Source organism: Actinoplanes sp. HUAS TT8 (genome assembly GCF_051380535.1).
In the GTDB taxonomy this organism is placed as follows: domain Bacteria; phylum Actinomycetota; class Actinomycetes; order Mycobacteriales; family Micromonosporaceae; genus Actinoplanes.
The window spans coordinates 3,154,451-3,180,398 of record NZ_CP195646.1; the positions used below are offsets into that span (position 1 = coordinate 3,154,451).

At 70.4% G+C, this 25,948-nt stretch carries 24 protein-coding genes; 14 read left to right on the plus strand and 10 right to left on the minus strand.

Annotated features, from left to right (window positions below):
- The first annotated feature begins 107 nt into the window (after positions 1–107).
- On the plus strand, positions 108–2,720 hold the full coding sequence (locus ACSHV8_RS14055) for a LuxR C-terminal-related transcriptional regulator (RefSeq protein ID WP_436533070.1): 2,613 nt from the start codon (positions 108–110) through the stop codon (positions 2,718–2,720).
- A 5-nt stretch (positions 2,721–2,725) separates the two neighbouring features.
- Here the strand turns inward: ACSHV8_RS14055 and ACSHV8_RS14060 are convergent, their stop codons facing one another.
- Complete coding sequence (locus ACSHV8_RS14060; protein ID WP_436533072.1) at positions 2,726–3,166, minus strand: DUF7144 family membrane protein; 441 nt, start codon at positions 3,164–3,166, stop codon at positions 2,726–2,728.
- Between the two features lie 253 nt (positions 3,167–3,419).
- On the opposite strand from ACSHV8_RS14060, the gene ACSHV8_RS14065 reads away from it, so the two are divergent.
- Positions 3,420–6,047 carry a LuxR C-terminal-related transcriptional regulator gene (locus ACSHV8_RS14065; protein WP_436533074.1) on the plus strand — a complete coding sequence of 876 codons (2,628 nt, stop codon included), beginning with the start codon at positions 3,420–3,422 and terminating at the stop codon, positions 6,045–6,047.
- Here ACSHV8_RS14065 and ACSHV8_RS14070 read toward each other — a convergent pair.
- On the minus strand, positions 6,019–6,849 hold the full coding sequence (locus ACSHV8_RS14070; protein WP_436533076.1) for a YhjD/YihY/BrkB family envelope integrity protein: 831 nt from the start codon (positions 6,847–6,849) through the stop codon (positions 6,019–6,021). The genes ACSHV8_RS14065 and ACSHV8_RS14070 overlap by 29 nt on opposite strands.
- A gap of 129 nt (positions 6,850–6,978) precedes the next feature.
- Here ACSHV8_RS14070 and ACSHV8_RS14075 point away from each other — a divergent pair, with 129 nt between their 5' ends.
- The 9 genes from ACSHV8_RS14075 to ACSHV8_RS14115 all read left to right on the plus strand — a co-directional run bounded on the left by ACSHV8_RS14075 (position 6,979) and on the right by ACSHV8_RS14115 (position 16,756).
- Entirely contained in the window at positions 6,979–9,081 is a 2,103-nt protein-coding gene (locus ACSHV8_RS14075) for a hypothetical protein (RefSeq protein WP_436533078.1), read from the plus strand.
- A gap of 62 nt (positions 9,082–9,143) precedes the next feature.
- Complete coding sequence (locus tag ACSHV8_RS14080; RefSeq protein ID WP_436533080.1) at positions 9,144–10,058, plus strand: hypothetical protein; 915 nt, start codon at positions 9,144–9,146, stop codon at positions 10,056–10,058.
- A 62-nt stretch (positions 10,059–10,120) separates the two neighbouring features.
- Positions 10,121–10,453, plus strand: coding sequence for a hypothetical protein (locus ACSHV8_RS14085; protein ID WP_436533082.1), 333 nt, complete (start codon positions 10,121–10,123; stop codon positions 10,451–10,453).
- A 163-nt stretch (positions 10,454–10,616) separates the two neighbouring features.
- Positions 10,617–11,453: a class II glutamine amidotransferase gene (locus ACSHV8_RS14090; RefSeq protein ID WP_436533084.1), complete on the plus strand. Its 837-nt coding sequence runs from the start codon at positions 10,617–10,619 to the stop codon at positions 11,451–11,453.
- The gene (locus ACSHV8_RS14095; protein ID WP_436533086.1) at positions 11,450–12,787 is read left to right on the plus strand and encodes an amino acid permease; all 1,338 of its coding nucleotides are present in this window, start codon (positions 11,450–11,452) and stop codon (positions 12,785–12,787) included. Before ACSHV8_RS14090 ends, ACSHV8_RS14095 begins: the two co-directional genes overlap by 4 nt.
- A 12-nt stretch (positions 12,788–12,799) precedes the next feature.
- Positions 12,800–14,020 (plus strand): arginine deiminase, encoded by a 1,221-nt coding sequence (locus ACSHV8_RS14100; protein WP_436533088.1) that lies wholly within the window; start codon positions 12,800–12,802, stop codon positions 14,018–14,020.
- Positions 14,021–14,063: 43 nt separating this feature from the next.
- Positions 14,064–15,065, plus strand: coding sequence for an ornithine carbamoyltransferase (gene argF, locus ACSHV8_RS14105; RefSeq protein WP_436533090.1), 1,002 nt, complete (start codon positions 14,064–14,066; stop codon positions 15,063–15,065).
- Between the two features lie 3 nt (positions 15,066–15,068).
- A complete protein-coding gene (gene arcC, locus ACSHV8_RS14110; RefSeq protein WP_436533092.1) occupies positions 15,069–15,998 on the plus strand; it encodes a carbamate kinase in 930 nt (309 codons plus the stop codon).
- Positions 15,995–16,756, plus strand: a complete 762-nt coding sequence (locus ACSHV8_RS14115) for a metallophosphoesterase family protein (protein ID WP_436533094.1) — start codon at positions 15,995–15,997, stop codon at positions 16,754–16,756. Before arcC ends, ACSHV8_RS14115 begins: the two co-directional genes overlap by 4 nt.
- A 224-nt stretch (positions 16,757–16,980) precedes the next feature.
- On the opposite strand, the gene ACSHV8_RS14120 is transcribed toward ACSHV8_RS14115, so the two are convergent.
- The 4 genes from ACSHV8_RS14120 to ACSHV8_RS14135 all read right to left on the minus strand — a co-directional run bounded on the left by ACSHV8_RS14120 (position 16,981) and on the right by ACSHV8_RS14135 (position 19,878).
- Complete coding sequence (locus ACSHV8_RS14120) at positions 16,981–17,673, minus strand: uridine kinase family protein (RefSeq protein WP_436533096.1); 693 nt, start codon at positions 17,671–17,673, stop codon at positions 16,981–16,983.
- 13 nt (positions 17,674–17,686) lie between these two features.
- Complete coding sequence (locus ACSHV8_RS14125; protein WP_436533098.1) at positions 17,687–18,895, minus strand: RNA polymerase sigma factor; 1,209 nt, start codon at positions 18,893–18,895, stop codon at positions 17,687–17,689.
- Positions 18,895–19,266, minus strand: a complete 372-nt coding sequence (locus tag ACSHV8_RS14130) for a YciI family protein (RefSeq protein ID WP_436533100.1) — start codon at positions 19,264–19,266, stop codon at positions 18,895–18,897. Before ACSHV8_RS14130 ends, ACSHV8_RS14125 begins: the two co-directional genes overlap by 1 nt.
- Positions 19,267–19,386: 120 nt before the next feature.
- Entirely contained in the window at positions 19,387–19,878 is a 492-nt protein-coding gene (locus ACSHV8_RS14135) for a hypothetical protein (protein ID WP_436533102.1), read from the minus strand.
- A 264-nt stretch (positions 19,879–20,142) separates the two neighbouring features.
- On the opposite strand from ACSHV8_RS14135, the gene ACSHV8_RS14140 reads away from it, so the two are divergent.
- Together ACSHV8_RS14140 and ACSHV8_RS14145 are read left to right on the plus strand one after the other, a co-directional pair.
- Entirely contained in the window at positions 20,143–21,645 is a 1,503-nt protein-coding gene (locus ACSHV8_RS14140) for a hypothetical protein (RefSeq protein ID WP_436533104.1), read from the plus strand.
- An 84-nt stretch (positions 21,646–21,729) separates the two neighbouring features.
- Positions 21,730–22,266, plus strand: coding sequence for an Rv1733c family protein (locus ACSHV8_RS14145; RefSeq protein WP_436533106.1), 537 nt, complete (start codon positions 21,730–21,732; stop codon positions 22,264–22,266).
- Here ACSHV8_RS14145 and ACSHV8_RS14150 read toward each other — a convergent pair.
- The 3 genes from ACSHV8_RS14150 to ACSHV8_RS14160 are packed head-to-tail and all read right to left on the minus strand — an operon-like array spanning position 22,260 to position 23,932.
- On the minus strand, positions 22,260–23,117 hold the full coding sequence (locus ACSHV8_RS14150) for a YihY/virulence factor BrkB family protein (RefSeq protein ID WP_436533108.1): 858 nt from the start codon (positions 23,115–23,117) through the stop codon (positions 22,260–22,262). The two genes, ACSHV8_RS14145 and ACSHV8_RS14150, sit on opposite strands and share 7 nt — an antisense overlap.
- Positions 23,114–23,527: a DUF7144 family membrane protein gene (locus ACSHV8_RS14155; RefSeq protein WP_436533110.1), complete on the minus strand. Its 414-nt coding sequence runs from the start codon at positions 23,525–23,527 to the stop codon at positions 23,114–23,116. The genes ACSHV8_RS14150 and ACSHV8_RS14155 overlap by 4 nt, the downstream gene beginning before the upstream one ends.
- A gap of 15 nt (positions 23,528–23,542) precedes the next feature.
- Complete coding sequence (locus ACSHV8_RS14160; RefSeq protein ID WP_436533112.1) at positions 23,543–23,932, minus strand: hypothetical protein; 390 nt, start codon at positions 23,930–23,932, stop codon at positions 23,543–23,545.
- A 105-nt stretch (positions 23,933–24,037) separates the two neighbouring features.
- Here ACSHV8_RS14160 and ACSHV8_RS14165 point away from each other — a divergent pair, with 105 nt between their 5' ends.
- The gene (locus ACSHV8_RS14165; RefSeq protein WP_436533114.1) at positions 24,038–24,580 is read left to right on the plus strand and encodes a hypothetical protein; all 543 of its coding nucleotides are present in this window, start codon (positions 24,038–24,040) and stop codon (positions 24,578–24,580) included.
- Positions 24,581–24,650: 70 nt separating this feature from the next.
- Here the strand turns inward: ACSHV8_RS14165 and ACSHV8_RS14170 are convergent, their stop codons facing one another.
- Positions 24,651–25,928, minus strand: coding sequence for a diacylglycerol/lipid kinase family protein (locus tag ACSHV8_RS14170; protein WP_436533115.1), 1,278 nt, complete (start codon positions 25,926–25,928; stop codon positions 24,651–24,653).
- Positions 25,929–25,948: the final 20 nt, after the last annotated feature.

Consider the following 25,948-nt stretch of genomic DNA (forward strand, 5'->3'; position numbering starts at 1 on the left):
GGTACTGAAGGTCACGGATTATCCGATCCGGACGATGCGCGGGTCTGATAGCGCCGGGAGTCTGAACGAGGAGATCGAAATGGGGTCGGCTCTCGGAGGTATCAATCGTGTCCATCGATTTACTAGCGGACTCGCCCGACATATCCGCGTACGACGCGGACAGCTCGTTGCTCGCCTCGAAGTTCGCAGTACCGGCCGCGCCGCCGTTCATGGTGGCGCGACCGGCCCTGCTGGCCCGGTTGAGTGAGGGCGTCCGCGGCCCGGTCACCCTGGTGACCGGGCTCGCCGGCAGCGGAAAGACGCAGCTGCTGGCCTCGTGGGTGCGTGCGCGTACGGTGGACTGGCCGATCGCGTGGATCACCTGCGAGAACGGGGACGAGCCGGCGGCCAACCTGTGGTCGTACGTTCTGGAGGGCCTGCGCCGCGCCGGCGTGCCGGCCCCGGAACCGGCCGTCCCCGGCGCCGCCGCGAGCCGGGCGGTCCTCGCCCGGCTCGCGGCGATCATCGACCAGCAGCCCACCCCGGTGGTCCTGGTCCTGGACGGCGCCGCCCAGCTGCCCGGCCGGGAGTGGGCGGCCGGCCTGGAGTTCCTGCTCGCCCACGCGCACGGCCTGCGGGTCGTGCTGGCCGGGCGCTGGGATCCGCCGCTGCCGCTCTACCGGTACCGGCTGGCCGGCCAGCTGCGCGAGGTGCGCGGCGCCGACCTGGCGTTCAGCGCCGGCGAGACCGCCCGGCTGATGGAACTGCACGGTGTCCCGCTGGCCGGGCCGGACCTGTCCGCGCTGCTGGAACACACCGAGGGCTGGGCGGCCGGGATCCGGCTGTGCGCCTGCGCCATGCAGGGCAGCGCCGACCTGACCCGGATGGTCACCACGATCTCCGGCGACGAGTCGACGATCGCCGAGTACTTCATCGGCGAGGTGCTGCGGACCCAGAGCCCGGAGATCCGGCAGTTCCTGCTGGAGACCAGCGTGCTGGACACGTTCTCGGCCGACCTGGCCACCGCGGTCACCGGCCGGCCGGACGCACCGCGCCTGCTCGCGGAGCTGACCAGGGAGAACGCTTTCATCCAGCCGGTCGGCGACGGATCCGACCTCTACCGCTACCACCGGCTGTTCGCCGAACTGCTGCGCGCCCAACTGGCCTGGGTCGAACCGGACCGGGTGGTCGGGCTGCACCAGCGGGCCGCGCGCTGGCTCGGCGAGCACGGCCGGCTGGCCGACGCGATCGCGCACGCGGTCGTGGCCGGGGACTGGGGAACCGCGGCGACCATGGTGATCGAGGACTTCGCGGTCGGCCGGCTGATCGTCGAGGGCACCGCCGGGCGGCTCGGAGGACTGCTCGGCGGGCTCCCGGACCATCTGGACCTGCCCGAGGTGGTGATGGTGCGAGCGGCACTGGCCTACGGCGACGGCCACGCCGACGACGCCCGTGAACTGTTCGCCCTGGCCGGCAACCTGCTGGCGATCCAGGGCAGCGACTGCGGCGAAGGACTCACCCTGACCTGCTTCCTGATGCAGATGCTCCTGCTGACCGGCGGTCCGGAACCGGAACGGGCCCAGGAACTGGCCCCGGTCGCGCACGCGTTCCTGGCCGTGGCTCCGGCCCGCAAACTGGCCCGGCACCCCGAACTGCGGGCGTTGCTGCTGGCCGCCGAGGGGGCCGCCCGCAGCGCCTGCGGCGACGTGGACGGCGCGGTCGAGGTGCTGACCGAGGCCGCGGCCGTGACCCCGGCCGGCTGCGAGCGGGTCAAGGTGGACTGCCTGCGGACGACGGCGGTGCTGGAGGCGTACCGCGGACGCCTGACCCGGGCCGAGAGTGCGGCCCGGCAGGCCCTGGAGCTGGCCGCGCAGTGCGGCACCGACCGCGAGCACCGGCCGGCCGCGGCCGAGGTCGCGCTGGCCTGGGTCGCGCTCGAACGCTACGACATCGAGGCGGCCGACCGGCACCTGCGCGGACTGCACCTGGGCGAGGACCCGCTGGCCGCCTCCGCGTACGCGGTGGTCCGCTCCCGTCGCCTGCAGGTCCGCGGCGAACTGCGCGGCGCCATCGACGCGCTCGCCCCGCCCAGCCCGGCCGCACCGGCCTGGCTGCGCCGCGAGATCGACCTGGGCCGGGCCCGGCTGCTGCTCGGTGCCGGCCGGGCCGACGACGCCGCCGAACTGCTGGCCGGATACCCCGAGCCGCGCACGGCCGACGTCGCCGTCCTCGATGCCGGGTTGGCCCTGGTGCGGGGCGAGACGACCCGCGCCCACGAGGTGGCCCGCACGGTCGCCGACGCCGCCGGGGTGGCGGCGCCGGTGGCCCTGGACGCCTGGCTGCTGCTGGCCATGCTGGCGGCGAGCGCGGACGACGCGGCCGGCGCCCGGGAAGCGGTGCGCCGGGCGCTGCGGGTGGCCGGTCCGGAGAACATCCGCCGGCCGGTGCACCAGGTGTGGGGCGCGCTGCGGCGGGTGCTGCGTGACGACGAGAAACTGGCCGCGCTGGGTGGCGGGAACCAGCAGTCGGTGGCCGCGCCGGTCGTGGTCGAGGCGCTCAGCAAACGGGAGCTGGACGTGCTGCGCGGGATGGCTGAGATGCTGCCCACCGAGGAGATCGCCGCCTCGATGTACGTCTCGGTCAACACGGTCAAGACGCACGTACGCAGCATCCTGCGGAAACTGTCCGCGTCCCGGCGCAACGAGGCGGTGCGCCGGGCGCGGTCCCTCAATCTGATCTGACCCGGTCAGGGCCGGCGGATGTCCCGGCCGTGGGCGGCCAGGGCGAAGATGATCAGCACGTCCATGCCGAGCAGGATCGTGCACCAGAACGGTGACGCGGCCAGGAACACGAAGTGCATCAGGGCGCCGAGGAAAGCGATGAGGATCCCGATGATCCGGGCCCACAGCTGGCCGAGGAACACGCCGCCCCCGGCCGCGACGGCGAGCAGGCCGAGCACCAGGTGCACCCAGCCCCAGGCCGTGTAGTCCAGATCGACCGGCAACCCGGCCGCGGTGACCACGTAGTAGTCCTCGTTGACGAGGGCGACTACACCCTCGGTGAGCTGGAACACGCCCAGCGACAGCAGCATGACGCCGGCGAACACGACGATCCCCACCCACTCGGTGGCGGGCGGTGCGGGGGAGTCGGCGCCGGCAGGACGTTCACTCGCGTAACTGTTCGACATAGCTCTCAGCAGACGGCGTACGGCCACCCGGGCGCCTCCCACGGCAGGGGTGAACGTGCCTGAAACATGCAACTTGCACGGTAAATTGCACGACTCGTGCGAATACAGGGGGTTGCTCCGTGTGCACCCCCTGTGATTGCGTGTCGTGGTGGCCGAGCGATCTGTCACTGATTGTCACCACGCGTCCGGGGGCGGCGCTACGCAGCGGTGAACAGCCGCACTCATCTCGTGCTTTCCGGCGGTTGGAGGCGACATGCGTGACCATCGGGGCAACGGCCCCCCGACAGCGATAGCGTCGGCCCAGGTGGCCCGCCCGCGACTGCCACAGGGTGTGATCTGGCGGCCCCGGCTGGCCGAGGCCCTCGACGTCGGCGCCCGGCGCGCGGTGACCCTGGTCTGCGCCGGGCCGGGCTGGGGCAAGACCGCGTCGGTCTCCGCCTGGGCCGGGGCGCGGGCGATGAGCGGCCCGATCGCCTGGCTCGCCCTCGACGCCGGACACAACGAGCCGTACGTCTTCTGGTCCGATCTGATGCTCGCCCTGCGCACCAGCGGCGCCGTGCGCCCGGGCCAGATCGTCCCCGACCGGGGCCCGCTGCTCGGCGTGGACGGCCCGGCCTTCCTGCGCCGGCTCGGCTCCGGACTCGGCGGGTCGCCCGGCCCGGTCGTCATCGTCCTCGACGACCTGCAGGAGGTGACCGAACCGCGGGTGCTCGGCGCCCTGGCCGGACTGCTGCGCAACCCGCCCGAACGCCTGCGCCTGGTCCTGATCACCCGCACCACCCCGGAACTGCCGCTGCACCGGCTGCGCGCGGCCGGCGAACTCACCGACCTGCGCGCCACCGACCTGGCCTTCCGCACCGACGAGGCGGCCGAACTGCTCGCCCTGCTCGGTCGCCGGATGCCCGCCGCCGAACTGGCCGCCCTGGTCCGCACCACCGAGGGCTGGGGCGCCGGCCTGCGCCTGGCCCTGGACGCACCGCCCGGCGTCGACCCGGACGACGCCGCCGCCGACTACCTGACCCGCGAGGTGCTGGCCGTCCAACCGGCCCCGATCCGCGAGTTCCTGCTCTCGACCAGCCTGCCCGACCGGATCTCCGGCAGCCTGGCCGAGGCGCTGACCGGCCGCCGCAACGGCCTGCAGGTCCTGGAACAGCTGGAACACGCCAACCTCTTCCTCGACCGGGCCGGCACCAGCGGCTGGTTCCGCTACCACCGGCAGTTCCGGGCCACCCTGCGCCGGCTGCTCGGCCAGGAACAGATCGACAGCCCGGCCCGGCTGCACCTGCTCGCCGCCCAGTGGCACACCCGCGAGGGCAGCCCGCTCACCGCCCTGAACCACACCGTCGAGGCCGGCGACTGGGCCCTGGCCAGCCGCCTGGTCACCGACTACGGCATTCCGCTGTTCGTCTCCTCGGACCGGGCCGAACTGGCCCACCTGATCAAACGGATCCCGGCCGACCTGCAGCCGGAGACGGCTGAACTCGCCCTCTGCTCGGTGCTGTTCACCTACGCGATGGGCGACGTCGCCGGGGTCCAGCGACAACTCGGCCGGGTCCGGCGCCTGGCCCACGGCCGCGACGCCGACGCCCGCCGGTCGGTCGAGATCGCCCTCGACGTGCTCGACGCGACCATGGTGGCCCGCTGGCAGGGGAACATGCCGGTGCTCATCGACACCACCACCCGGGTCCTCAACCAGCTGGCCACACTGCGCTGGGACCAGGTGCCGGCCATGCCCCAGTACCGGGCCATCGCCCTGGCCAACAAGGGCCTCGGCCTGCTCTGGGCCGGCCGGCTCGACCACGCCGACCGCTACCTGTGGGCCGCCGCCACCGGCGCCCGGGCCGCCGGCACCCCGCTCATCGAGGTCAACGCGCTCGGCCACCTCGCCCTGCTCAGCGCCATCCAGGGCGCCCTGCGCGAGGCCGCCGAACACGCCAGCGCGGCGCTCGGGGTGGCCCGGCGCATCGACGCCGAGCACCGGCTCACGACGGCACCGGCGTACCTGGCCCAGGCCGTCATCGAACGCGAACAGGGCCGCGAGACCGAGGCCGAGGAGGCGATGCGCCGGGCCCTGCACGCCTCCGGCGACAACCCGGAAGCGGCGCTGACCGTCCTGACCGGGGTCCTGCGGGCCAACCTGCTGCTGGACCGCGGTGAACCGCGCACCGCCCGGGCCGTGCTGGACAAGGTGGCCGAGGAGGCCGGCCCGCAACTGGACGCGCCGATCCTGCGACGGATCCTCGTCCTCGCGCTCACCGACGCCGACCTGGCCCTGGACGAGCCGTGGCCGGTGCTCACCCGCTACGCCCACCAGGACGGACTCTTCCCGCAGGAACGGCTGCGACTGGCCCAGGCGTACCAGGCGGCCGGCCACCCGGCCCAGGCCGAAGAGGTCCTGGCCGTGGTCCGCGAAGGCCCGGACTCCATCTCCGCGGTCTCGGCCTGGCTGCTCACCGCCCTGGCGGCCGACGCCAACGGCCGCGGCGGACGCGCCGCCGAGGCGCTCGGACGGGCGCTGGCCGCCGCCGAACCGGACCGCATCCGGCGGCCGTTCCGCCGCTTCGACGCCGGCCGCATCCTCACCCTGGCCGAACGCCAGCAATGGCTGACCGAGCCGCGCGGCGCGGCCGGCGAAGGTGTCCTGGCCGAGATCACCGGCGAGATCCCGATCGGCGCCCCGCCGGCCGCCGGGCCGCTCAGCGAACGCGAATTCGACGTCCTGCAGTACCTGCCGACCGTGCTGACCGCCGGGGAGATCGCCGAGAACCTCGGCATCTCGGTGAACACGGTCAAGGCGCACATGCGCTCGATCTACCGCAAACTCGGCGCCGCCCGCCGCCGCGAAGCCGTCGTCATCGCCCGCCAGCTCGGTCACCTGTGACCATCGCGCCGATCACGGCCGACAGCAGCAGGCAGAAGGAGAGCACGTAGAGCCAGCCGATGTAGGTGAACGCCAGCCCGATCGTGCCGTACCGGTCGGTGCTGGACTGCAGCGCCCGGGGCAGATAGATCGCCCCGGCACCCCGGACCGCCACCATCATCAGCCCGAACGCCAACCCACCGGCCACCAGCGGCCCGCGCGGCGCCCCGGCACCCAGCAGCAGCCACGGCAACAGCACGGCCAGCGCGACGTCGGCGAACAGCGCCACCAGCACCCCCGACACCCGCGGCGCCGGCAACAACGAGGCCAGCCAGGCCAGCGCCCGTGCGGCCAGCAGGAACGCCACCAGGGCGACCACGGTCGCGACCTGCCGCCCGGTCGCCGCCGCCCCGGCCGGGCGCTGCTCGACCGTCCACACCACCCGGTAGCAGCGGACCAGGGCGCGGCTCAGCCCGGTCGCCGACAGGATCACGATCAAGCAGCCGACCAGGCCGAACGCGCTGCTGCGACTACCGGCCAGGGCCTCCTGCAGCAGTCGCTCGCTGGTGTCCGGCAGCCGCAGAAGCTCGGCCAGCCGCGCCCGGTAGGCCGGACCCAGCAGCGCCGCCAGCATGATCAGCAGCGGGAAGATCGACGTGAAGGACTGGGCGGCCAGGGTCATCGCCCGATCGAAGATCTGCACCCGGACCAGTTCGCCGGCGCCGTGCAGCAACCAGCGGCCCAGGCCGCTGCCCAGAACCAGGGCGGCCCGGGGCCGCAGCCATCGCGGCAACCGGTCCAGCGGGCCGACAGGCTCGGGCATCGCGGCCACCTCCCGGCCCAATCTCCGCCGCGCGGCTCCCGCTCACCCCACCCCAGGAGAGTGAAATCCCTTTCCCGTACGAGGGTGAGCCCGTTCCCCGGCCTGACGGGAACAGTCCACTCTGAACCGATGCCGCCCCACGACGACGCCTGGCTCGCCCGGCACCGCACACTTGTACTGGACCGGCAGCTCGAAGAAGCGCTCGCCGAGCCGGAGATCACCGCCTGGCTCGACGACGACCTCACCGCCGAGCGGCTGCGCACCGAGGTGCTGGCCCGCGCCGACGCCGAGATATTTCCGGCCGCGGCCCCGGAACTGGAAGCGTGGGCCGAGCTCGTCCGCAGCCCAGGGTCCTCGGCGCTTCGCATCACCGTGCGCCGGCGGGGGCGACTTCTCGCCAAGGCGACGCTGTGGTTGCTGGCGGCGTTTCATCTGGGATCGCCGGTCGTCGGCCTGGTCTGGGCATTGATCGTCGCCGACCCGGCCGTCGTGCTGCGCCGGGTCGGCGTGGTCGCCCTGTCCGGTCTGGCCGGGCTGGTGGTGGGGTCGGTGCTCAGCGTGATCGCGCGCCAGCGCGGCGAGGACTTCCGGATTACGACGGTGAACATAGGTGTCTTGTTCGCGTTTCTGCCCGCGTTCTGGCTCGGAGCCGGGTTCATCGGGGGACGCCTGGGGTCGGCGTTCCACATCGAGGCGCTCGAAGTCGCGCTTCCGGTGATGGGCTTCATCTACTCGATCATGGCCGGGCTGATCGCCGGGAACGTGCTCTACAACACCGAACCCGACGGCGGCTTGGCGAAGGCCGCGGACCGCGCGTCCGCGACCGAGCAGGCTGAATCACGGTGGGAGCGCCAACTCCGCGAGAACGGTCTGATGCCGTTCCTCCGCGCGGCGGTCACCGACGCCGTCGACTCCCGATACGCGCAGACCCTCCGGATCCGGGGCGGTGCGCCCGGCCTGCGCACCCATCGCGCCACCGACTATCACGTCGCCACCCCGGCCACCGAACGCCTGCTCGGCCTCCTCGACGACCTGGACGGCGGAAGCTTCGCGCTGGCCGGCGCCCGCGGTTCCGGCAAGACGATGCTGCTGCACGCGCTGCGCGACGGCCGCCACCGCACCGAAGACAGCCCCCGGGACCTGGTCGTGGTGGTCCCGGTCCCGGTCGAGTACGCCTCCCGGGACTTCGCCATCCACCTGTGTCTCGCGGTCTGCGAGGCCGCCGAGTCCTACTTCGCGCCCCACATGAAACGGTCGTGGCGAGCACCGGCGACCATCGTGCAGACGATGCAGAAGCAGCGTGACGAACTGCGATACCTGCAGTCCGGCTCGCGCGAGTGGTCGGGCAAAGTCGCGAAGGCCGGCGGGGAGGTCGCGTTCAAGAAGGCCGCGAGCCGGCAGGCGCTGCCCATGACGTACCCGGAAATCGTCTCCTTCTTCCACAAGATGCTCGGCCAGATCAGTCTCGAGCTCAAACACCTGGGTGATCCGCCGCCCAAACTGATCATCGGCATCGACGAGCTGGACCGGATCGGTTCGGCCGAGAGCGTCGAACGCTTCCTCAACGACATCAAGGGTGTCTTCGGCGAACCCGGCTGCCACTTCGTGGTCTCGGTCTCCGAGGATGCGCTGCGGGCGTTCGAGCTGGCCGGGCACGGGGTGCGCGACGTCTTCGACAGCACGTTCGACGAGATGATCCGGGTCGAGCACCTGACCTTCGCCAACGCCCGCGACCTGCTCGGCCGCCGGGTCGCCGGCCTGTCCGAGCAGTTCGCGGCACTCGCCTACTGCCTCGCCGGTGGCCTGCCCCGGCAGCTGATCCGCATCGCCCGGGAGATGACCCGGCACCACGACGGCTTCCTGCCCGACGTGACCCGCGCGCTGGTCCGCCAGCAGCTGGACCGGATCCGGCACGCGCACGCCACCGCCGAGGTCGCCCTGTTCCGCCTGCTCGACGACCCGCCGTCCGCATTGACCGCGCCGACACTGCTCGCCTACGCCGCCGACCTGCGCGCCACCCCGACCGGCAACGGGCCGGCCACCCACGTCGAATTCCTGGCCACCGTCGTGAGCGTCTTCGACGCCGGCCTCGACGCGGGCCGCACCAAGAACGCCGCGGCCGGGTTCGACGCCCTGGCCCGGGTCCGCCGCTACCTGGGCGCCGACGACGCGATTGCCGCCACCCTGCTCGACGGCGCCCGTCGTACCTGGGGACTTAATCCATGCGGGTGAATCGGCGTCGGAGAGGGAAGTCCGGCCGAGGACTGATCGGGTACCTAGGTATGGCTCTCGGCTTGGTGATGCTGCTGAGCGCAGTGTTCTTCTCGGTATTCCAGCGTCTGCAGCAGCCGGGCGATATGACCTCTCGTTTGGCCCTGATCATGTCCAACCCATCAATTCCCGGCGTCCGCGATATCGCGAACCGCGAGAGGGTCACCTTTGCCGGTGAATCGACAATAACGTTCCAGATTACCCTGAATTCCTTCGATCCGGCAAGCGGTCAACTGTCAGGAAATATCGGCGCTGTTGACGCCGCGGACAATACCCCCGAGGGGAAAAAGGTTCACCTCCGCCTGATTTCTCGATTCCGGCCGTCAACGATCGAGATTCCCCTCTCGAGGGGAATTTACGATTTGAATACCGTTCCGTTCGACCTTGAGGCGGAGGGAACCGCGCGTGTGTTCCCGTCGGACGTCTACGCCATCCAATATTACTGGTTGCTCGACGACGGACGGCAATCCGGAACCGGGGCGAACACTATTGTGATCGCCGGTGAGCGCTTGAGTGATTACGAGCTGCGCGCGGCTGTCGGCCGAGAATATTTGGACTTCCTGCTCCGGCGAAACCGCTACCAGCAGGGCTGGGTGTACACGATTGCGCTTTCGCCGCTTGTGCTCCTGCTGGGATTCGTCATTGCCTCCTCCCGGCCCCGAACCAACCCGGCTGAGGTCGCGATCGAGGCCGCCGTCGGCATCCTGGCCCTGCTGCCCCTGCGACAGGTGCTGGTCCCCGCCTATGTGAGCACTTTCAACACCGTCGACTACATTCTCGGCTTCGAGTTCGTGCTGTTCATCGCCTGGCTGTTGTTCGTCGTCACACGCCCGGCACCGCCTGAGCCGCCGGACCGGCTCCCGCGTGACCGTCCGAAGGAGCGTGATCCGCGGCCGGGCCAGCGCTGGCGGGAGTGGAAGCGGCAACTGGAGAGGTGACAGGCGCCCGCTCATGCCGCCGGGGTGAGGTGCGACCGTAGCCGGGCCGGGACCGTCAGGGGATGCGGGTCACGGCGCTGGTGGTCACGGCGATGCTCGGGGCGGCCGCGCTGGGAGTCACCATCGCGGTGCTGCCCGGGGTGCACGTGGACGGGCTCGGGGCGGCGTTCGGCGCGGCGTGGCTGGGCGCGGGCCTGATGAGCGTGGGGCTCTGGGTGGTCACGGCGGGACAGGACGGTGTGGTCACCCAGCATCTACTGCGGATCAACCGGCGGTTTCGGGCGAGCGTGCCGCGCACCGACGAGCCGGGGCTGCTGATCGTGCAGATCGACGGGCTGTCGGCGCCGCCGGCGCGCGGGGCGGTCGAGGCCGGGAACCTGCCCACGCTGGGTTGATGGCTGGCCGGCGTCGGACAGGCGCGGGCTGCTCGCCGCGGACGGGGTCAGCGTCGGCAACGTGATGCCCACGGCTACCTCCGCAAGCTCATCCCGCCGGGGTGAGCCCGCGCGGGCGACGGCCGAACACGATGACCCGCATCGACTTGATGAAGGAGCCGCGATGTGCCGGTGGCTGGCCTATTCGGGTACGCCGATCCGCCTCGATGAACTGCTCTATCGACCACGGTTCTCCCTGATCGATCAAAGCCTGCATTCCCGGTACGGCGTGGAGACCACCAACGGTGACGGCGTCGGTGTCGGCTGGTACCCGGTCGACGGCCCGGCCGACCCGGCCCTGTTCCGCGGGGTCGGCCCGGCCTGGAACGACGCCAACCTGCGCGAGATCGCCCGGTCCACGACGTCGCCGCTGTTCCTGGCCCACATCCGGGCCAGCACCGGCACCGCCGTGCAGCAGACCAACTGTCACCCGTTCCGCCACGAGAGCTGGCTGTGGGTGCACAACGGCTCGATCCGCGAGTTCCCCAAGCTCAAGCGGGACCTGCTGCTCGCCGTCGACCCGCGCCTGTTCGCGACGATCGAGGGGTCGACCGATTCCGAGGTGATGTTCCACCTGGCGCTCACGTTCGGGCTGCGGGACCGTCCGGTCGCCGCCGTCGAGCGCATGGCCGGCCTGGTCGAAGCGGTCGGCCGCGCCCACGGGGTGCCCGATCCGCTGCAGATGACCGTGGCCACCACCGACGGCGACCGGATCTGGGGCTTCCGCTACTCCAGCGAGGGGCACAGCCGGTCGCTCTACTACAGCACCGACACCACCGCGCTGCAGGCCCTCCACCCGGAGAACCGGCAGCTTCAGCGGCTGTCGGCCGAGACCCGGCTGGTCGTCTCGGAGCCGCTCGGCGAGCTGGCGGGGGCCTGGCAGCCGGTGCCCGAGTCCTCGTACGGCGTGATCCAAAAAGGCGCCGACGAGCTCGGCCGTTTCGAACCGGCCGAGCCGTGAACCGCTCGCTCGGACTCCCGCAGGCCACCGCCCTGATCCTCGGCACGATCATCGGGGTCGGGATCTTCAACCTGCCGTACTCCCTGGCCGGGATCGGCCCGATCAGCATCGTCGCGATGGCGCTGACCACGGTCGGCGCGCTCGCCCTGGCCCTGATGTTCGCCGTGCTCTCGCGGCGGCTGCCGGCCGACGGCGGCCCGTACGCGTACGCCCGCGCCGCGTTCGGCAACACGGTCGGCTTCGTCAATGCCTGGTCGTACTGGATCACCGCGTGGGCCGGCAACGCCGCCATCGTCACCGGCTGGGTCTTCTACGTCGAGCACTTCGTCAACAAGGACGGGGCCAAGGGCTGGTCCATCCTGATCGCGCTGGTCGGCCTCTGGGTCCCGGCCCTGGTCAACCTGACCGGTGTGAAGAACATGGGCGCGGTCCAGCTGTGGACGACCGTCATCAAGTTCATCCCGCTGCTGATCATGTCCACGATGGGGTTGTTCTTCATCAGCACGGCCAACTTCCATCCGGCCAACGTCAGCGGCGACAGCGACTGGCAGGCCATCGGCAGCGCCATGGCCATCTGCCTGTTCAGCTACCTGGGGGTGGAGTGCGCCGCGGTCGCCGCGGCCAAGGTCCGCGACCCGGCCCGCAACGTGCCCCGGGCCACCGTGCTGGGCACGCTCGGCAGCGCCGTGGTCTACCTGCTCTCGCTGATCGCGGTCTTCGGCATCGTGCCGCTGACCACCCTCGGTCAGGACAAGGCGTCGTACTCGGCCGCGGCGAACGTCATGGCCGGTGGCGGCACCTGGGCCGGCGACCTGACCGCGCTCGCGGTGATCGTCTCCGGTCTCGGCGCGCTCAACGGCTGGACGATGATCTGCGCCGAGATGCCCCTGGCCGCGGCCAAGGACGGCGTGTTCCCGGCACTGTTCGGCAAGCTGTCCGGGCGCGGGGTGCCGACCGCCGGGATCCTGTCGTCGACCGTGCTCGGCAGCCTGGCCATGACGGTCAGCTACATGGGGGCCAGCGGGGCCACCGTCTTCAACACCCTGGTCCTGATGACCGGGATAACCGCCGCCATCCCGTACGCGTTCTCGGCCCTGGCCCAGCTCCGATGGCGGGTCAAGGGCCGGCTCACCCGGGACGCGGTCATCGCCGTACTCAGCCTGATCTTCTCGATCCTGTTCGTCTGGTACTCGCGTAACACCGGGCACGACCACTGGTACGTGGTCTGGGGCCCGTTCCTGATGGCCGGCGCCGCGTTCCTGCTCGGCCTGCCGGTCTACCTGGCCGTCCGCAAACACATGACCGCGCCGCCGCCGGTCTCCGCCCACGAATGATCGGGGAGAACCATGCCTTTCCACGTCGATTCCGAGACCGGCCGGCTGCGGCAGGTGATCCTGCACCGCCCCGGTGTCGAACTGAGCCGGCTCACCCCGGACAACGTGCGCGACCTGCTCTTCGACGACATCCTGTGGGCCCGCCGGGCCCGCGAGGAGCACGACGCGTTCGCCGAGGTGCTGCGCGAACGCGGCATCACGGTGCACTACTTTGCCGAGCTGCTGGCCGACGTCCTGGACATCCCGCACGCCCGCGGCTGGGTCCTGGACCGGATCATCACCGACGACACGGTCGGGCCGACCCTGACCGGGCCGCTGCGCCGGCTGGCCGAACAGGCCGAGAGCGTGAAACTGGCCGAGTACCTGATCGGCGGCGTGCTCAAGCAGGAACTGGCCGGGTTCACCGTGAACAGCCTGCGCTGGGAACTGATGGGCGCCGACGACTTCGTGCTCACCCCGCTGCCCAACCACCTGTTCCAGCGGGACAACTCGGCCTGGATCTACGGCGGGGTCAGCGTCAACCCGATGGCCATGGCCGCCCGCCACCGCGAGTCGGTGCACAGCTCGGCCATCTACCGCTTCCACCCGATGTTCAGCCTGGCCGACTTCGACATGTGGTACGGCGCCGACGACCGGCCGCACCAACCGGCCACCCTGGAGGGCGGCGACATCCACGTGCTCGGCAACGGCGCGATCATGATCGGGCTGGGGGAGCGGTCCACCGCCATGGGCGTCGAGAACCTGGCCCGCAACCTGTTCCTGGCCAGCGCCGCCACCAAGGTCATCGCCATCGAGCTGCCGCACTCGCACGCCATGATGCACCTCGACACGGTGATGACCATGATCGACCGGGACACCTTCGTCCTCTACCCCTACCTGCGCGAGGCGCTGCGGTCGTGGACCGTGCGGCCCGGCGACGACGAGGACGGGCTCACCGTCGTCGGCAACGACGACCTGTTCGCCACGATCGCCGAGACCCTGGGCGTCGAAAAACTGCACATTCTGGAAACCGACGAGGACGTACGGGCGGCCCAGCGCGAACAGTGGGACGACGGCAACAACTTCCTCGCCGTCGAGCCCGGCGTGATCGTCGGCTACGAGCGCAACGTCACCACCAACACGTACCTGCGCCGCCACGGCATCGAGGTGATCACCATCGCGGGCAGCGAACTGGGCCGGGGCCGCGGCGGGCCGCGGTGCATGACCTGCCCGATCGAGCGCGACGCCGCCTGAGGTCGCCGCCCTTCACGCCCGTACGGGAAAAGGAGCTTTTGACGTGTCAGTGAACCTGCGCAACCGCAGCTTCCTCAAGGAACTCGACTTCACCCCCGACGAATGGCGCTTCCTGCTGCGGCTGGCCGCGCAGCTCAAGGCGGCCAAGTACACCGGCACCGAGGTGCCCCGGCTGACCGGCCGCAACATCGCGCTGATCTTCGAGAAGACGTCCACCCGCACCCGATGCGCGTTCGAGGTGGCCGCCCACGACCAGGGCGCGCACGTCACGTTCCTCGACCCGGGCAGCACCCAGCTCGGCCACAAGGAGTCGGTCAAGGACACCGCGCGCGTGCTCGGCCGCTTCTACGACGCCCTGGAGTACCGCGGTTTCGGCCAGGACAGCGTCGAAACCCTGGCCCGCCACGCCGGCGTGCCCGTCTGGAACGGCCTGACCGACGAATGGCACCCCACCCAGACCCTGTGCGACCTGCTGACCATGCGCGAGCACACGGTCAAGCACGACAACGAGGTGGCCTTCGCGTTCCTCGGCGACGCCCACAACAACATGGGCAACTCGCTGCTGATCGCCGGCGCCATGATGGGCATGGACGTGCGCATGGTCGCCCCCGAGTCCCGCTGGAACCCCGACGAGGTGATCAAGGCGGCCCGGGCGATCGCCGAGACCACCGGCGCCCGCATCACCCACACCGAGGACGTCGGCGACGGCGTGCGCGGCGCCGACTTCCTCTACACCGACGTGTGGCTGTCCATGGGCGAGCCGAAAGAGGCCTGGGACGAGCGGATCCGGCTGCTCAAGCCGTACCAGATCAACAGCGACGTGGTCCGCGCCGCGAACAACCCGGCGGTCAAGGTCATGCACTGCCTGCCGGCCTTCCACGACCGGCGCACCAAGGTCGGCGAGGAGATCTTCGAACACACCGGCCTGGACGCCCTGGAGATCACCGACGAGGTCTTCGAATCCCCGCAGTCCATCGTCTTCGACCAGGCCGAGAACCGCATGCACACGATCAAGGCGATCATGGTCGCCACCCTCGGAGTCTGAGGCATGCGCATCGTCATCGCGATCGGCGGCAACGCGCTGCTCGAACGCGGCCAGCGCCCCGACGCCGACGTCCAGCGGGCCAACGCCGTCCGCGCCGTCGACGCCCTGGCCCCGCTCGCCGCCGACCACGAGATCGTCATCACCCACGGCAACGGGCCGCAGGTCGGGATGCTCGCCCTGCAATCGGCCGCCGACCAGAGCCTGCACCGGCCGTACCCGTTCGACGTGCTCGGCGCCCAGACCCAGGGCATGATCGGCTACTGGCTGCTGCAGGCCCTGCAGAACGCGCTGCCCGGCCGGCAGGTCGCCGCCGTCCTCGACCAGACCCTGGTCTCGGCGGCCGACCCGGCCTTCACCAACCCGACCAAGTTCGTCGGCCCGGTCTATCAGGAGAAAACCGCGCGACAGTACGCCGATGACCGCGGCTGGGCGATCGCCGCCGACGGCACCGGATGGCGGCGCGTCGTCCCGTCCCCGCAGCCGCAACGCGTCGTCGAGACCCGCACCATCCGATCCCTGCTGTTCGACCGCACCGTCGTCGTCTGCGCCGGTGGCGGCGGCATCCCGGTCGTCCGCGACGAAGACGGGCGGCTGCGCGGCGTCGAAGCCGTCGTCGACAAGGACCTGGCCACCGCCGTCCTGGCCGAATCCCTCGACGCCGACGCGTTACTGCTGCTCACCGACGTGCCCGCGGTCCTGCGCGGCTACGGCGGCCCGTCACCGGCCCCGATCAGCCGCGCCACCCCGGCCGAACTGCGCCGCGAGAAATTCCCGGCCGGCTCCATGGGCCCCAAGGTCGAAGCGGTCTGCCGCTTCGTCGAACTCACCGGCGGCCTGGCCGCGATCGGCGCCCTCGACGACGCCGCCACGATCCTCGCCGGCAAAGCGGGAACGGTCGTCACCCCGGCGGGGGACTACCATCTGAGCCGGTGAACATCGCTCACCTTTCGGACCTCCATTTCGGTGTGCACAGCCCGGATGCCGTGTCGTCACTGATCGCCGACGTGGTCGCCGCCGCCCCCGACCTCACCGTGGTCACCGGGGATCTGACGATGCGGGCCCGCACAGGTGAGTTCCAGCAGGCCCGGGCATTCCTGGAGGAACTGCCCGGGCCGGTGCTGGTGGTGACCGGCAACCACGACCTGCCGTTGGACAGCCCGCTGCGGTTGTTCAAGCCGTACGACCGCTACCGGTCGTACATCTCGGCCGACCTCGACCCGGTGGTGCGCGTACCCGGCCTGACCGCGGTCGGGCTGCAGTCGATGCCGCGGTGGCGCTGGAAGGACGGTCTGGTCCGCCGCTCCCAGTTGTCCCTGGTCAGCTCCACTTTCGCGGCCGCTCCCGGCGGGGACCTGCGGCTGGTCGCGCTGCACCACCCGCCCTTCGGGCAGACCCTGATCAACGGCCCCAAACTCCTGCGCACCGGCGCCGACCTGCTGCTGGCCGGGCACACCCACCATCCCGACGTACGGACGATGGGCAGCACCGTGGTCGTCGTCGCCGGCACGTCGACCAGCCGTCGCACCCGCGGCACCCCCAGCTCCTGGAGCCGCATCACGGTCGCCGAGGGCATGGTCACGGTCATCGAACGCCACTTCATGCTCGACGGCTGGCGCACCGGCCGCCTCATCACCGTTCCTCACGCCGGTCGTCCTTCCGGCCCCGGCCCTGGCGACCGCCGACCAGGTTGATCACCGCGGCGGTGAGCCCGACCAGCGCGGTGGTCCTTCGCGAAAGGACACCGAGCGCACGGAGCGGGCACACATCGAATGTCGGACGTTGCTGGGGACCGGGTGGCGGGACGTCGAGGCAGGGGAGAGCCGACCGATCAGCGGGAGTAGCCGAGTTCCGGGCGCCGTTGCGCACTCTCGCCCGGCTTGATGAATCGACGCTGTTGGCCTTCCTCGACGAATGCCTACCGAAGCTCAGGGAACACAGCACGTCCGGGAGCTGAGGATGTGATGCCGGGCCGATCCGAAACGACCAGCTCGGTGTCGGGGTCGTGGTCGAGGGGCGCCGGGCCGGCCGCGATCAGCGTGGCCCGGGACCACGGCTGTTCGCGCAGCATGAACGGCAGCTCCTCCACCAGCCAGTTCGCCACGTGTTCCCGCTGCTCCGGTGAGTCGCCGTCGCGGGCGTTCAGCCGACGCTCCTGCTCGTCGAGGTCGCCCTGCAGGTAGATCGAGGCGTCCAACCATCGGGCCAGCGACGCCCGGATGACACCGGTGCCCTCGACCCAGACGAAGTCGAGGCCGGCGGGGACGGTGATCGAGCCGGGACGGTCGTGACCGATCCAGGCGGCCGGGCGGAAGTCGACCGCCCGGCCCCGGTGCAGCGGTTCCAGGATGTTCGCGGCGAGGACGTCACCCCAGTCGAAGTAGGCGTGATTCCAGGCCACGTCGTCGGTGTGCACGACGGCCGACCGGGGGACCGCCGCGCGAAGCCGTGAGGCCAGGGTCGACTTGCCCGAGCCGCCGCGGCCGTCGACGGCGATCACTCGTGGACGCCCGGACACGCCGGGAGAAGCCTCGCGCAGCTGCTGGACGGCGTCGCGCACGGTCACGACATGCCAGCCGGAGGCTTCGGGCTCGCCCGGATGTAGACGCATGGACCACCAGTCCCTAATCGAGCGCGGCCGCCTTGCCCAGCAGGACCGAGCGTTCACGCTGGTTGGCGCAGAGCCGCGCGGCCAGCTCCAACTCCGCCCGCGCCTCCGGGAGCCGTCCGAGGCGGGTGAGCAGCTCACCCCGTACCGTCGGAATCAAATGCGAACCGGGGAGCCGGTCGGAGGCGATGAGCTCGTCGACGATGGCCAATCCCTGGGCCGGGCCGGACGCCATGGCCACCGCGACCGCCCGGTTGAGGTCGACCACCGGCGACGGCGCGATCCGCCCGAGCGCCTCGTACAGCACCACGATCCGCTCCCAGTCGGTCTCGGAGACCGACGGCGCCGCGGCGTGGGTGGCGGCGATCGCCGCCTGCAGGCCGTAGGGGCCCAGGCCTCCCCGCGCCGACGCCTTGGCCAGCGCGGTCAGTCCGCGGCGGATCGCCGAGAGGTCCCACTTGCGCCGGTCCTGATCCTCCAGCAGGATCGGCCGGCCGTCCGGGCCGGTCCGCGCCGGGAATCGCGCCGCCGTCAGTTCGCAAAGGGCCAGCAATCCGTGCACTTCGGGTTCGTCCGGCTGGAGTGCGGCCAGGGTTCGGGCCAGGCGAATTGCCTCGTACGCGACGTCGGGCCGCACCAGCCGGTCGCCCGAGGTCGCCGTCGAGCCCTCGGTGAAGATCACGTAGAGGACGCTGAGCACACCGCCGAGGCGTTCCCGGCGCTCGTCGGCCGGGGGCAGTTCGAACGGGATCCCGGCCGCGGCGATGGTTTTCTTGCCGCGGGTGATGCGGGCCTGCACGGTCGGCACCGGCACCAGGAACGCGCGGGCGATCTCCTCGGTCGTCAGACCACCGACCACGCGCAGCGTCAGCGCGACCCGGGACTCGGGGGAGAGCACCGGATGGCAGCTGATGAACATCAGCGCCAGGACGTCGTCGATCTCCTCGTCGGGCGCGGAGGCCGGGACGTCGGCGGACAGCAGGGCGTACTTGTCCTGCAGGACGGCCCGCCGCCGGATCGTGTCGATGGCCCGGCGCCGGGCGGTGGCCATCAGCCAGCCGCCCGGGTTCGCCGGCGGCGTGTCGGCCCAGGAGACCAGCGCCTCGGCCACCGCCTCCTGCGCCGCGTCCTCGGCCAGCCCGAAGTCGCCGGTGAACCGGGTCAGCGCGGCGACGATCCGCGCCGACTCGATCCGCCAGACGGCCTCGATCTCGGCCGGACCCATCAGCGGACCTGCGGCGGGGCCTCGTCCTCGCCGACCACGCGCCGGACCTCGATCTGGGAGCCGGGCGCGGCCGGGACCCGCTTGGCCCACTCGACCGCCTCCTCCTTCGAGGCGACGTCGATCAGGAAGTAGCCGCCGAACAGTTCCCGGGTCTCCCCGTACGGCCCGTCGGTGACCACCGGCGCCGGGCCGCCGAACGAGACCACGACGCTGTTCTCCGGAAGGTCCAGGCCCTCGGCCTCGACGTAGACACCGGCCTTGAACAGGTCCTCGATGAACTGGCGGGTGGTGGCCATCATCTCCTCGACGTTCGCCATCATGGCCGCGTTCGACTCGTCGGTACCCCGCATGATCAGCATGTACTTCGACATCGCAAACTCCTCGTCCGCCGGGCCGCCTCTCGGCCTTCGCACCCTAACGTCGAACGAGCTTTCCGCGGATCGACACCACCCCAAAAAAATCTTTCCGCCGTACGTCTTCACAGGTCAAGCTCAGTGCAGCAGGGTTTTGAGCAGGATCAGGGCGGCGCCGAACGTTCCGGCCACCACCGTCGAGACGAGGCGTTCGCGGGTGGTCAGCCGGCCGCCCGCGCCGATGCGCCAGCCGGCCGCGCACAGCAGCAGCGTGCTGCACGCCAGCGACACGATCTCGGCGGTGAGCAGCCGCGCGCCGGCCGCCCGGATCACGATCAGGACCAGCAGCGGCAGTACGGACGCGGTGACGATCTCCCAGCCGCTGGTCAGCTGTTCCCGCACCACGTGCCAGGCCGGCCGGTGCCCTTCGTGGATCCGCTCGGCCACGATCCGCGCGTAGCGCTCGGCGACCCAGTACACGGTCAGCGTCACCAGGACGGCCAGGACTTCCCGCCACGCCGCCACCGCGTGCGCCGTCACCAGGACGGCCGCTCCCACGATGATCCCGTAGATGCCCGAGGCGGTGGCCTCTTCGGTCTCGTGGGTGAGGCGGATTCGCGCACGGCTCATGGCGCACAGCGTCATCGAAGCCTCCGCCCGAACCTTCACACTGCCGGGATGATTTCCGACAGTTCATTCTGATCAACAAGACTTCCGCGAATGTGACCTCGCCTGGATGATCGAAGTTGGGCGATCTGGGAGGTGGGGCATGCACCGCACTCAGCGCGTTGCGGTGGCAACGGTCTGACGGCTGCACTGCTGGCTTTGACCGGAAACGTTGCGACCGGAAATCTTCCGGAATCGTGGCAACCCTGGCTTTGGGTGGCGTGGCCCGTGACCATTATTTTGATCATCTCTGCTGTGATCATGGAAGTCCGGAAATCGCGGGTGGAGGGGCTCCAAGTGTCGACTGGTTCCTTTAACGACAGCGAGGCCATCAAGTTGTTGGCCGGTGCGGATGTCGGGACGCGGATGAGTGGCGTGCAGCATCTCGCCCGATCTTCTGCCATTGAGAGGGGTGATCCGCAGTGGTACGTAAAAGTTATCTGTCAATATTTGCGTCGTCCCTACGATCCTGTGCATGCGCCTCCCGGCGAGCGTGATGTCCGTGTCGCTCTTATTGAACTTCTCGCCGAGCATCTGCAGTACGACGCGATTCACAGCTGGTCCGAATATGACATCGACCTCACGGGTGCGACGTTGGACGCGGGGGTGCTGGATGGCGCGGTTCTAAGGGGTAGCGAGGTTCGCCTTAGTAGTTGCCGTTTTGTCGGGGGCGGCTTCTCTTGGATGTCTGCGATATTTGTCGATTGCATCATCGACTGTTCTTCCCTTGAGCTCTGCGACGGCGACCTTTTGTCGTTCGCCGGTAGTAGCTTTGTCCGGACCAAGGTTGCTCTGCCGGGCCTGGTTGTGTCAGGCGGAACTTTGGACCTCAACGAGATTAAGACAGAGGAGAGTCAATTCGATTTTGTCGGTATGGTTATGACCGCCGGTGCGATCAATGTAGTTAAGGCCCAAATAGGTCGTTGGTCCACCTTTGGGCGTAGGGACGAGCAGGCCGGCCGCAGAGGATGGGCTCTTGATCTTCGTGAGTCGGAACTTAGGGGCGGGACGATCTCTTTTTCGGGGACACGATTAATGGATCAAGAAAGGGGTCGGAAAAAGAGGCTTGAGAGTGAACTGACGATGAGGTGGCAAGCTGCGGCGTTCAGTTATTCGCAGCTCCTAGGAACGCAAATATCTTTTGAGGACTGCCGCCTCGTTCTGGTCGAAATCACCTTTCAGGGTGCGACGATAGAGGGCTCACAGATATCATTTAGGCGGACTGATTTTCGAGGGTCGACCGTTAATTTTGTCGAATCAGTGATCGCTGACGGTTCGATCTCTTTCCGCGCATGCTGGATCAGGCAGGCTGTCCATCCGGAAAAATATCATGTTCCTGGGTTCCTGAAAAATCTGCTAGCATTGACAGAGGAGGAGCAGGCGCAGCACTATTACCACCACCTTGGTATTCCTCAAGTGTCGGCAGTGAGTTTCGCGGTTGCCATGCTCAGGGGTGGGTCAATTGATTTCGATTCGATCGAGACGGACTCAGGAATAGTCGTAGATTTCAATCATGCCACAGTGACTGGAACGGCTGTGCGATTTACCGACGGCCAATGGTCTTATAGCCTCATAATTCTTTGGCACCTTTACTTCGAGTCCGGCCCCGGAAGTTTTACCGGAAGCTCTTGCACACCGTGTGTGCTCCTCAGCGGTAACATGACCAAAGAGGAGCGTCGGCGAGTCGACTTGGAGAACGCGATCTACTTCGCTGTCCGCGATACACACTGAGTCGAACTGGCACAGCCCGCGCGTTCAGCCAATCATCCGGAGCGGGTGGCGACGATCTGGGTGGGCAGCCCGAATGCTGGCGGCATGTTCAGGCGACGGGAGCGCAACCGGCTGCGCCGCACCTCGGACCGGGTGGAGAGTTTGCTCGTGTTTCTGCTGGTCCTCACGTTTCTGGCTGCGGCGCCGCTGCTGGCCTGGGAGGCCGGGCAGGCGAGTTACCGGTCGGATCAGCGGGCGCGGCAGTGGGAACGGGAGAACCTGTTCCCGGTGGAGGCCGTGCTGGCCGAGACCGCCACGGCCGACACGGTCAAGGCCGTCTGGAGGGCGCCGGACGGATCCGCGGAGAACGGTCTGGTGCAGGCCACGATCGGGGATCCGGCCGGGAAGCGGGTGCCGATCTGGGTGAACCGGGCCGGTGTCCTGCAGTCGCCGCCGTCGAATCATTCGCCGGGGGCGCAGGCGGTGACGATCGGGATCGCCGTGCTGTTGTGCCTGGCCGCCGGGTTCGTCGGCCTGCTCCGGTTGGTCCGGGCGGTGATCGACCGCCGCCGCGATCGGGCCTGGACCCGGGAGTGGCGGGAGGTCGGCCCGATCTGGAGCCGTGACAGCGGACGTTACTGACTGCCGATCCGTTCCTGTTCCGCTCGCAGCAGCGCGTACGCGCGCAGGTCGGCCGTCGTGGGCCGGTTGTTGTCCAGGGCCCGGGGCCACAGCCGGGCCCACCGGACCGCGGCCACCTCGGCCGCCAGCACCAGGACGTTGCTGAGCAGGTAGAGCAGCGTGAACACGGCGGCCACCCCGGCGAATCCGCCGTAGACCGGCCCGGCCTGCCGGATCAGGCCGGGCAGCACCGACGAGCCGAGCGCGCGCAGCAGGGTGACCGCGGCCGCGCCGATCAGGGCGGCCGGCCAGAGGGCCCGCAGCGGCGCCGGCCGGTCCAGCAGCAGCCACGCGACCAGCAGCAGGACGGTGAACGCGGTGACGAACGCGCCCGCCGGGGGCAGCAGCGCGGCGGTGACCACACCGGTGAGCAGGACGGCCAGCCCGGCCGGCACGCGCAGCGCCCACGAGAGCAGCCCGGAGCGGCGTCGATGCGGGACGGCGGCCAGGTGGTTGAGCGTCGCGTAGGCCGACATCACCACCCCGCAGGCGGTGTACGCGAGCCCGGCCAGCCCGACGATCAGGGCGGCCGAGAAGGCCGGCAGGCCGGCGACGGCCGCGTCCACGTCGGCCCGCAGCGCCACCGGCACGATCGCCGCGACCACCTCCTGGCGCAGCTCGGGACGGGTGGTCAGGGCGCGCGAGATCACGGCCACGCCCAGCAGCAGGGCCGGGAACAGGCTGAGGAACCCGTAGTAGGTGATCAGTGCGGCCTCGCGGGGCCCGCCGTCGTCGAGGTATTTGCGCAGCACGGCCCAGAGGAATCCGGGCGTCCGGTGCCGGCGCTGCCAGTCGTCGAGGCGGCCGATCACGACCCGTACGCGTCGGCGACCTCGCCGCCGTGGGCCACGACCGACCACGCGATCAGCCCGGACAGCACGATGCCGATCACCGACCAGATCGGGTAGACGCCCAGGAACACGAAGTTGACCAGGGCGGCCAGCACGGCCAGGCCGGTCGCGACCGCGCGGGCCCAGTCCAGGCCACGGATCAGGGCCGGGCCGGCGATCAGCGCGACCACGCCGACCACGAGGTGCAGCCAGCCGAGGGCGGCCGGGGACAGGTCGGTCAGCTGGTCGGCCCGGTCGCCGGCCAGGAACTCGGGGCGCAGCAGTGCGACCAGGCCGAGGCTCAGGTGCAGGGCGCCGAGCAGGACCAGCAGGATCCCGCCGAACAGCACCCAGGCGACCCAGCCGGTGGCCCGGCTCCGCTCGATCTCCATCGCGCTCGTCCTCTCTCAGCAGGTCGACAGCATGGCGTTGTGCAGGGTGTTCGCGGTCGTGCGGACGTCGGCCACCGATGCCCGTACGGCGGCAAGGGTGTTGATGTCGGGGTTTTGCCGGGCGACGCGCAGGTCGGTGCCGAGCTGGTCGGTCGCGACCTGCAACGCGTCGGCCTGAGCGCCGAACTGCGCCTTGGCGTCGGTGTGGAGCGCGGTCAACTCGTCGCGCAGCTGGGTCAGGTACGGCCGCAGCGCGGACAGCCCGTTGTCGGAGACGTTGACGTCACGGATGTGGTCCACAGTGTTGCGCACCGCGTCCCAGCTGTCGCAGACCGGCGGCCGGGCGGCCGGCGCGGCCGTGCAACCGGACAGGAGCAGGACCAGAACGACCAGGTAGCGCTTCATGGCGCCAGCGTCGCGCGGCCCGCGGTGATCGGTCCTCACCCGTGCCGGATGAGGCGGCTGCCGCCCGCCCCGACCCAGGATCGGAGGTGACGAAAGGGGCATCACATGGCTATCGGACCCGTCCAGCTGATCGTGCTCGGTTTCCGCCATCCGGACTTTCACGGCGAGGTCATCGCCGAGCTGGAACGCCTGCGGCAGACCGACACGGTCCGCGTGATCGACGCGCTCGCCGTCTACAAGGACGAGAACGGCGCGATGGAGGTCGAGCACCTGAGCAACCTGACCCGGGAGGAGGCGATCGAGCTCGGCAGCAAGATCGGTGCCCTGGTCGGCCTGGGCATCGAGGGCGAGACCGGGATGGAGGCGGGTGCCGCGATCGGGGCGGCCGCCGCCGACGCCGCCGGGAAGGTCGCCGTCTTCGAGGACGCGCAGGCCTGGGACGTGCTGGCCGAGATCCCGAACGACAGTGCGTCGGCGCTCATCCTGATCGAGCATCACTGGGCGGTGCCGCTGCGCGACGCGATCGCCCGGGCCGGCGGCTACCGGGTCTCGGACGGCTTCATCAGCCCCTTCGACCTGATCGGTATCGGTCTGCTGAACGCCGACGAGGCCGAGCAACTGCACGACCTGGAAACCGCCGGAGCCTGACGAGAGGAGTCCACCATGTTCGGATCACGCAGGGTCGCCCGTCGCACGGGCCGCCGTACCGCCCGCCGCGTCACCCGGCGTGTCGCCCGCCGGCGTTGACCGACCGGATCCCGCGGCGGCTGGTGAAGGCCAGCCGCCGCAGCCGTCCCCAGTCCAGGTGCGGGGGAGCGGCCGGAACCCCGGGTCGCTGCCGGGGGACACGCACTCTCAAAGCCTCAGGACAAATTCTCAGATGTACGGGCGTGGGCAGCACCAGCGATTCGCCGTCCACGCCGACCGGGATGTCCGCGCCGCCCGCGTCCACGATCGCCTCGCGGGCCGTGGTGACGGTCAGCCCGCGCCGATGGTGCACGGCGATGGCCAGCACACCGAGCTCGCCGCGGTCCAGGGCGGGCCGGCGCCCGGTGTCCGTCCGGTACGCGTTGTTGCTGATCAGCACCGCCTGCGGCCCGTCCAGGGTGCGGTCGCCGACGGTCAGGCGCAGCGGCGACGGACTGTTCAGCACGTCCGGCAGCAGATCGAGCGCGGTGCTCAGCTTGGCGTCCCGGTAGGCCGGGCTGCGTACCACGGCCGCGTACGCGCCGAACGACGCGTTGTTCACGAACGTCCGGTCGCCGATCAGCCCCAGGTCGATCCGCAGCTCCTCGCCGTCGGTGAGCGCGTCCAGGCCGGCCGCCGGGTCGTCGCGGTCCAGGCCCAGATCCAGGGCGAAGTGGTTGCGGGTGCCGGCGGCCAGGACCAGGAACGGGACGTCGTGCTCGGCCGCGATCCCGGCGACCAGGGCCTGGGTGCCGTCGCCGCCGGCCACACCGAGCAGGTCGGCACCGTCCAGCACGGCCTGCCGGGCGACCGCGGCCACGTCCACGCCCGGACCGTCCAGCAGGAACACCTCGGCGCCGAGGGCCCGCGCCCGCTCGTCCAGGCCGAACCGGCCGACCCGGCCACCGCCGGAGCGCGGATTCATGATCAGGAACGGTCGCTCGGGGGCCGGGGTCAGGACCGTCGCCGGTGGCCGGGCCACCGCCAGGGCGCGGCGGCCGGCGGTGACCGCGGCCGTCCAGAGCAGACCGAACGAGACGACCACACCGATCAGGTTCGCGCGCGCGTAGAGAACGGCCACCACCAGCGGGGTCAGCACCACGACGGTGCCGGCGGCCCAGCGCGGCAGACCCCGGTGGGTGAGGAACCACCAGGCCGCGACCAGGGTGAGCGCGCTGCCCAGGGCGGCGGTGAGCAGCAGCGCGAGGCTGGCGGCGAGGCCGGCGACGGCCAGGACCAGGGCGGTCGCGGCAGTCGCGGCGGCGAACGCGAGGCGGGCCATCCAGGGGCGTCCATCGCCGGTCGTCACGGTGCTCCGTCCGTACGTCG

Coding starts and splice junctions, on each gene's coding strand:
- ACSHV8_RS14060 (WP_436533072.1), bottom strand. CDS start 3,166: ATGTCGAACAGTTACGCGAGTGAACGTCCTGCCGGCGCCGACTCCCCC.
- ACSHV8_RS14065 (WP_436533074.1), top strand. CDS start 3,420: ATGCGTGACCATCGGGGCAACGGCCCCCCGACAGCGATAGCGTCGGCC.
- ACSHV8_RS14070 (WP_436533076.1), bottom strand. CDS start 6,849: ATGCCCGAGCCTGTCGGCCCGCTGGACCGGTTGCCGCGATGGCTGCGG.
- ACSHV8_RS14075 (WP_436533078.1), top strand. CDS start 6,979: ATGCCGCCCCACGACGACGCCTGGCTCGCCCGGCACCGCACACTTGTA.
- ACSHV8_RS14085 (WP_436533082.1), top strand. CDS start 10,121: ATGCGGGTCACGGCGCTGGTGGTCACGGCGATGCTCGGGGCGGCCGCG.
- ACSHV8_RS14090 (WP_436533084.1), top strand. CDS start 10,617: ATGTGCCGGTGGCTGGCCTATTCGGGTACGCCGATCCGCCTCGATGAA.
- ACSHV8_RS14100 (WP_436533088.1), top strand. CDS start 12,800: ATGCCTTTCCACGTCGATTCCGAGACCGGCCGGCTGCGGCAGGTGATC.
- arcC (WP_436533092.1), top strand. CDS start 15,069: ATGCGCATCGTCATCGCGATCGGCGGCAACGCGCTGCTCGAACGCGGC.
- ACSHV8_RS14120 (WP_436533096.1), bottom strand. CDS start 17,673: ATGCGTCTACATCCGGGCGAGCCCGAAGCCTCCGGCTGGCATGTCGTG.
- ACSHV8_RS14125 (WP_436533098.1), bottom strand. CDS start 18,895: ATGGGTCCGGCCGAGATCGAGGCCGTCTGGCGGATCGAGTCGGCGCGG.
- ACSHV8_RS14130 (WP_436533100.1), bottom strand. CDS start 19,266: ATGTCGAAGTACATGCTGATCATGCGGGGTACCGACGAGTCGAACGCG.
- ACSHV8_RS14135 (WP_436533102.1), bottom strand. CDS start 19,878: ATGAGCCGTGCGCGAATCCGCCTCACCCACGAGACCGAAGAGGCCACC.
- ACSHV8_RS14145 (WP_436533106.1), top strand. CDS start 21,730: ATGTTCAGGCGACGGGAGCGCAACCGGCTGCGCCGCACCTCGGACCGG.
- ACSHV8_RS14155 (WP_436533110.1), bottom strand. CDS start 23,527: ATGGAGATCGAGCGGAGCCGGGCCACCGGCTGGGTCGCCTGGGTGCTG.
- ACSHV8_RS14160 (WP_436533112.1), bottom strand. CDS start 23,932: ATGAAGCGCTACCTGGTCGTTCTGGTCCTGCTCCTGTCCGGTTGCACG.
- ACSHV8_RS14165 (WP_436533114.1), top strand. CDS start 24,038: ATGGCTATCGGACCCGTCCAGCTGATCGTGCTCGGTTTCCGCCATCCG.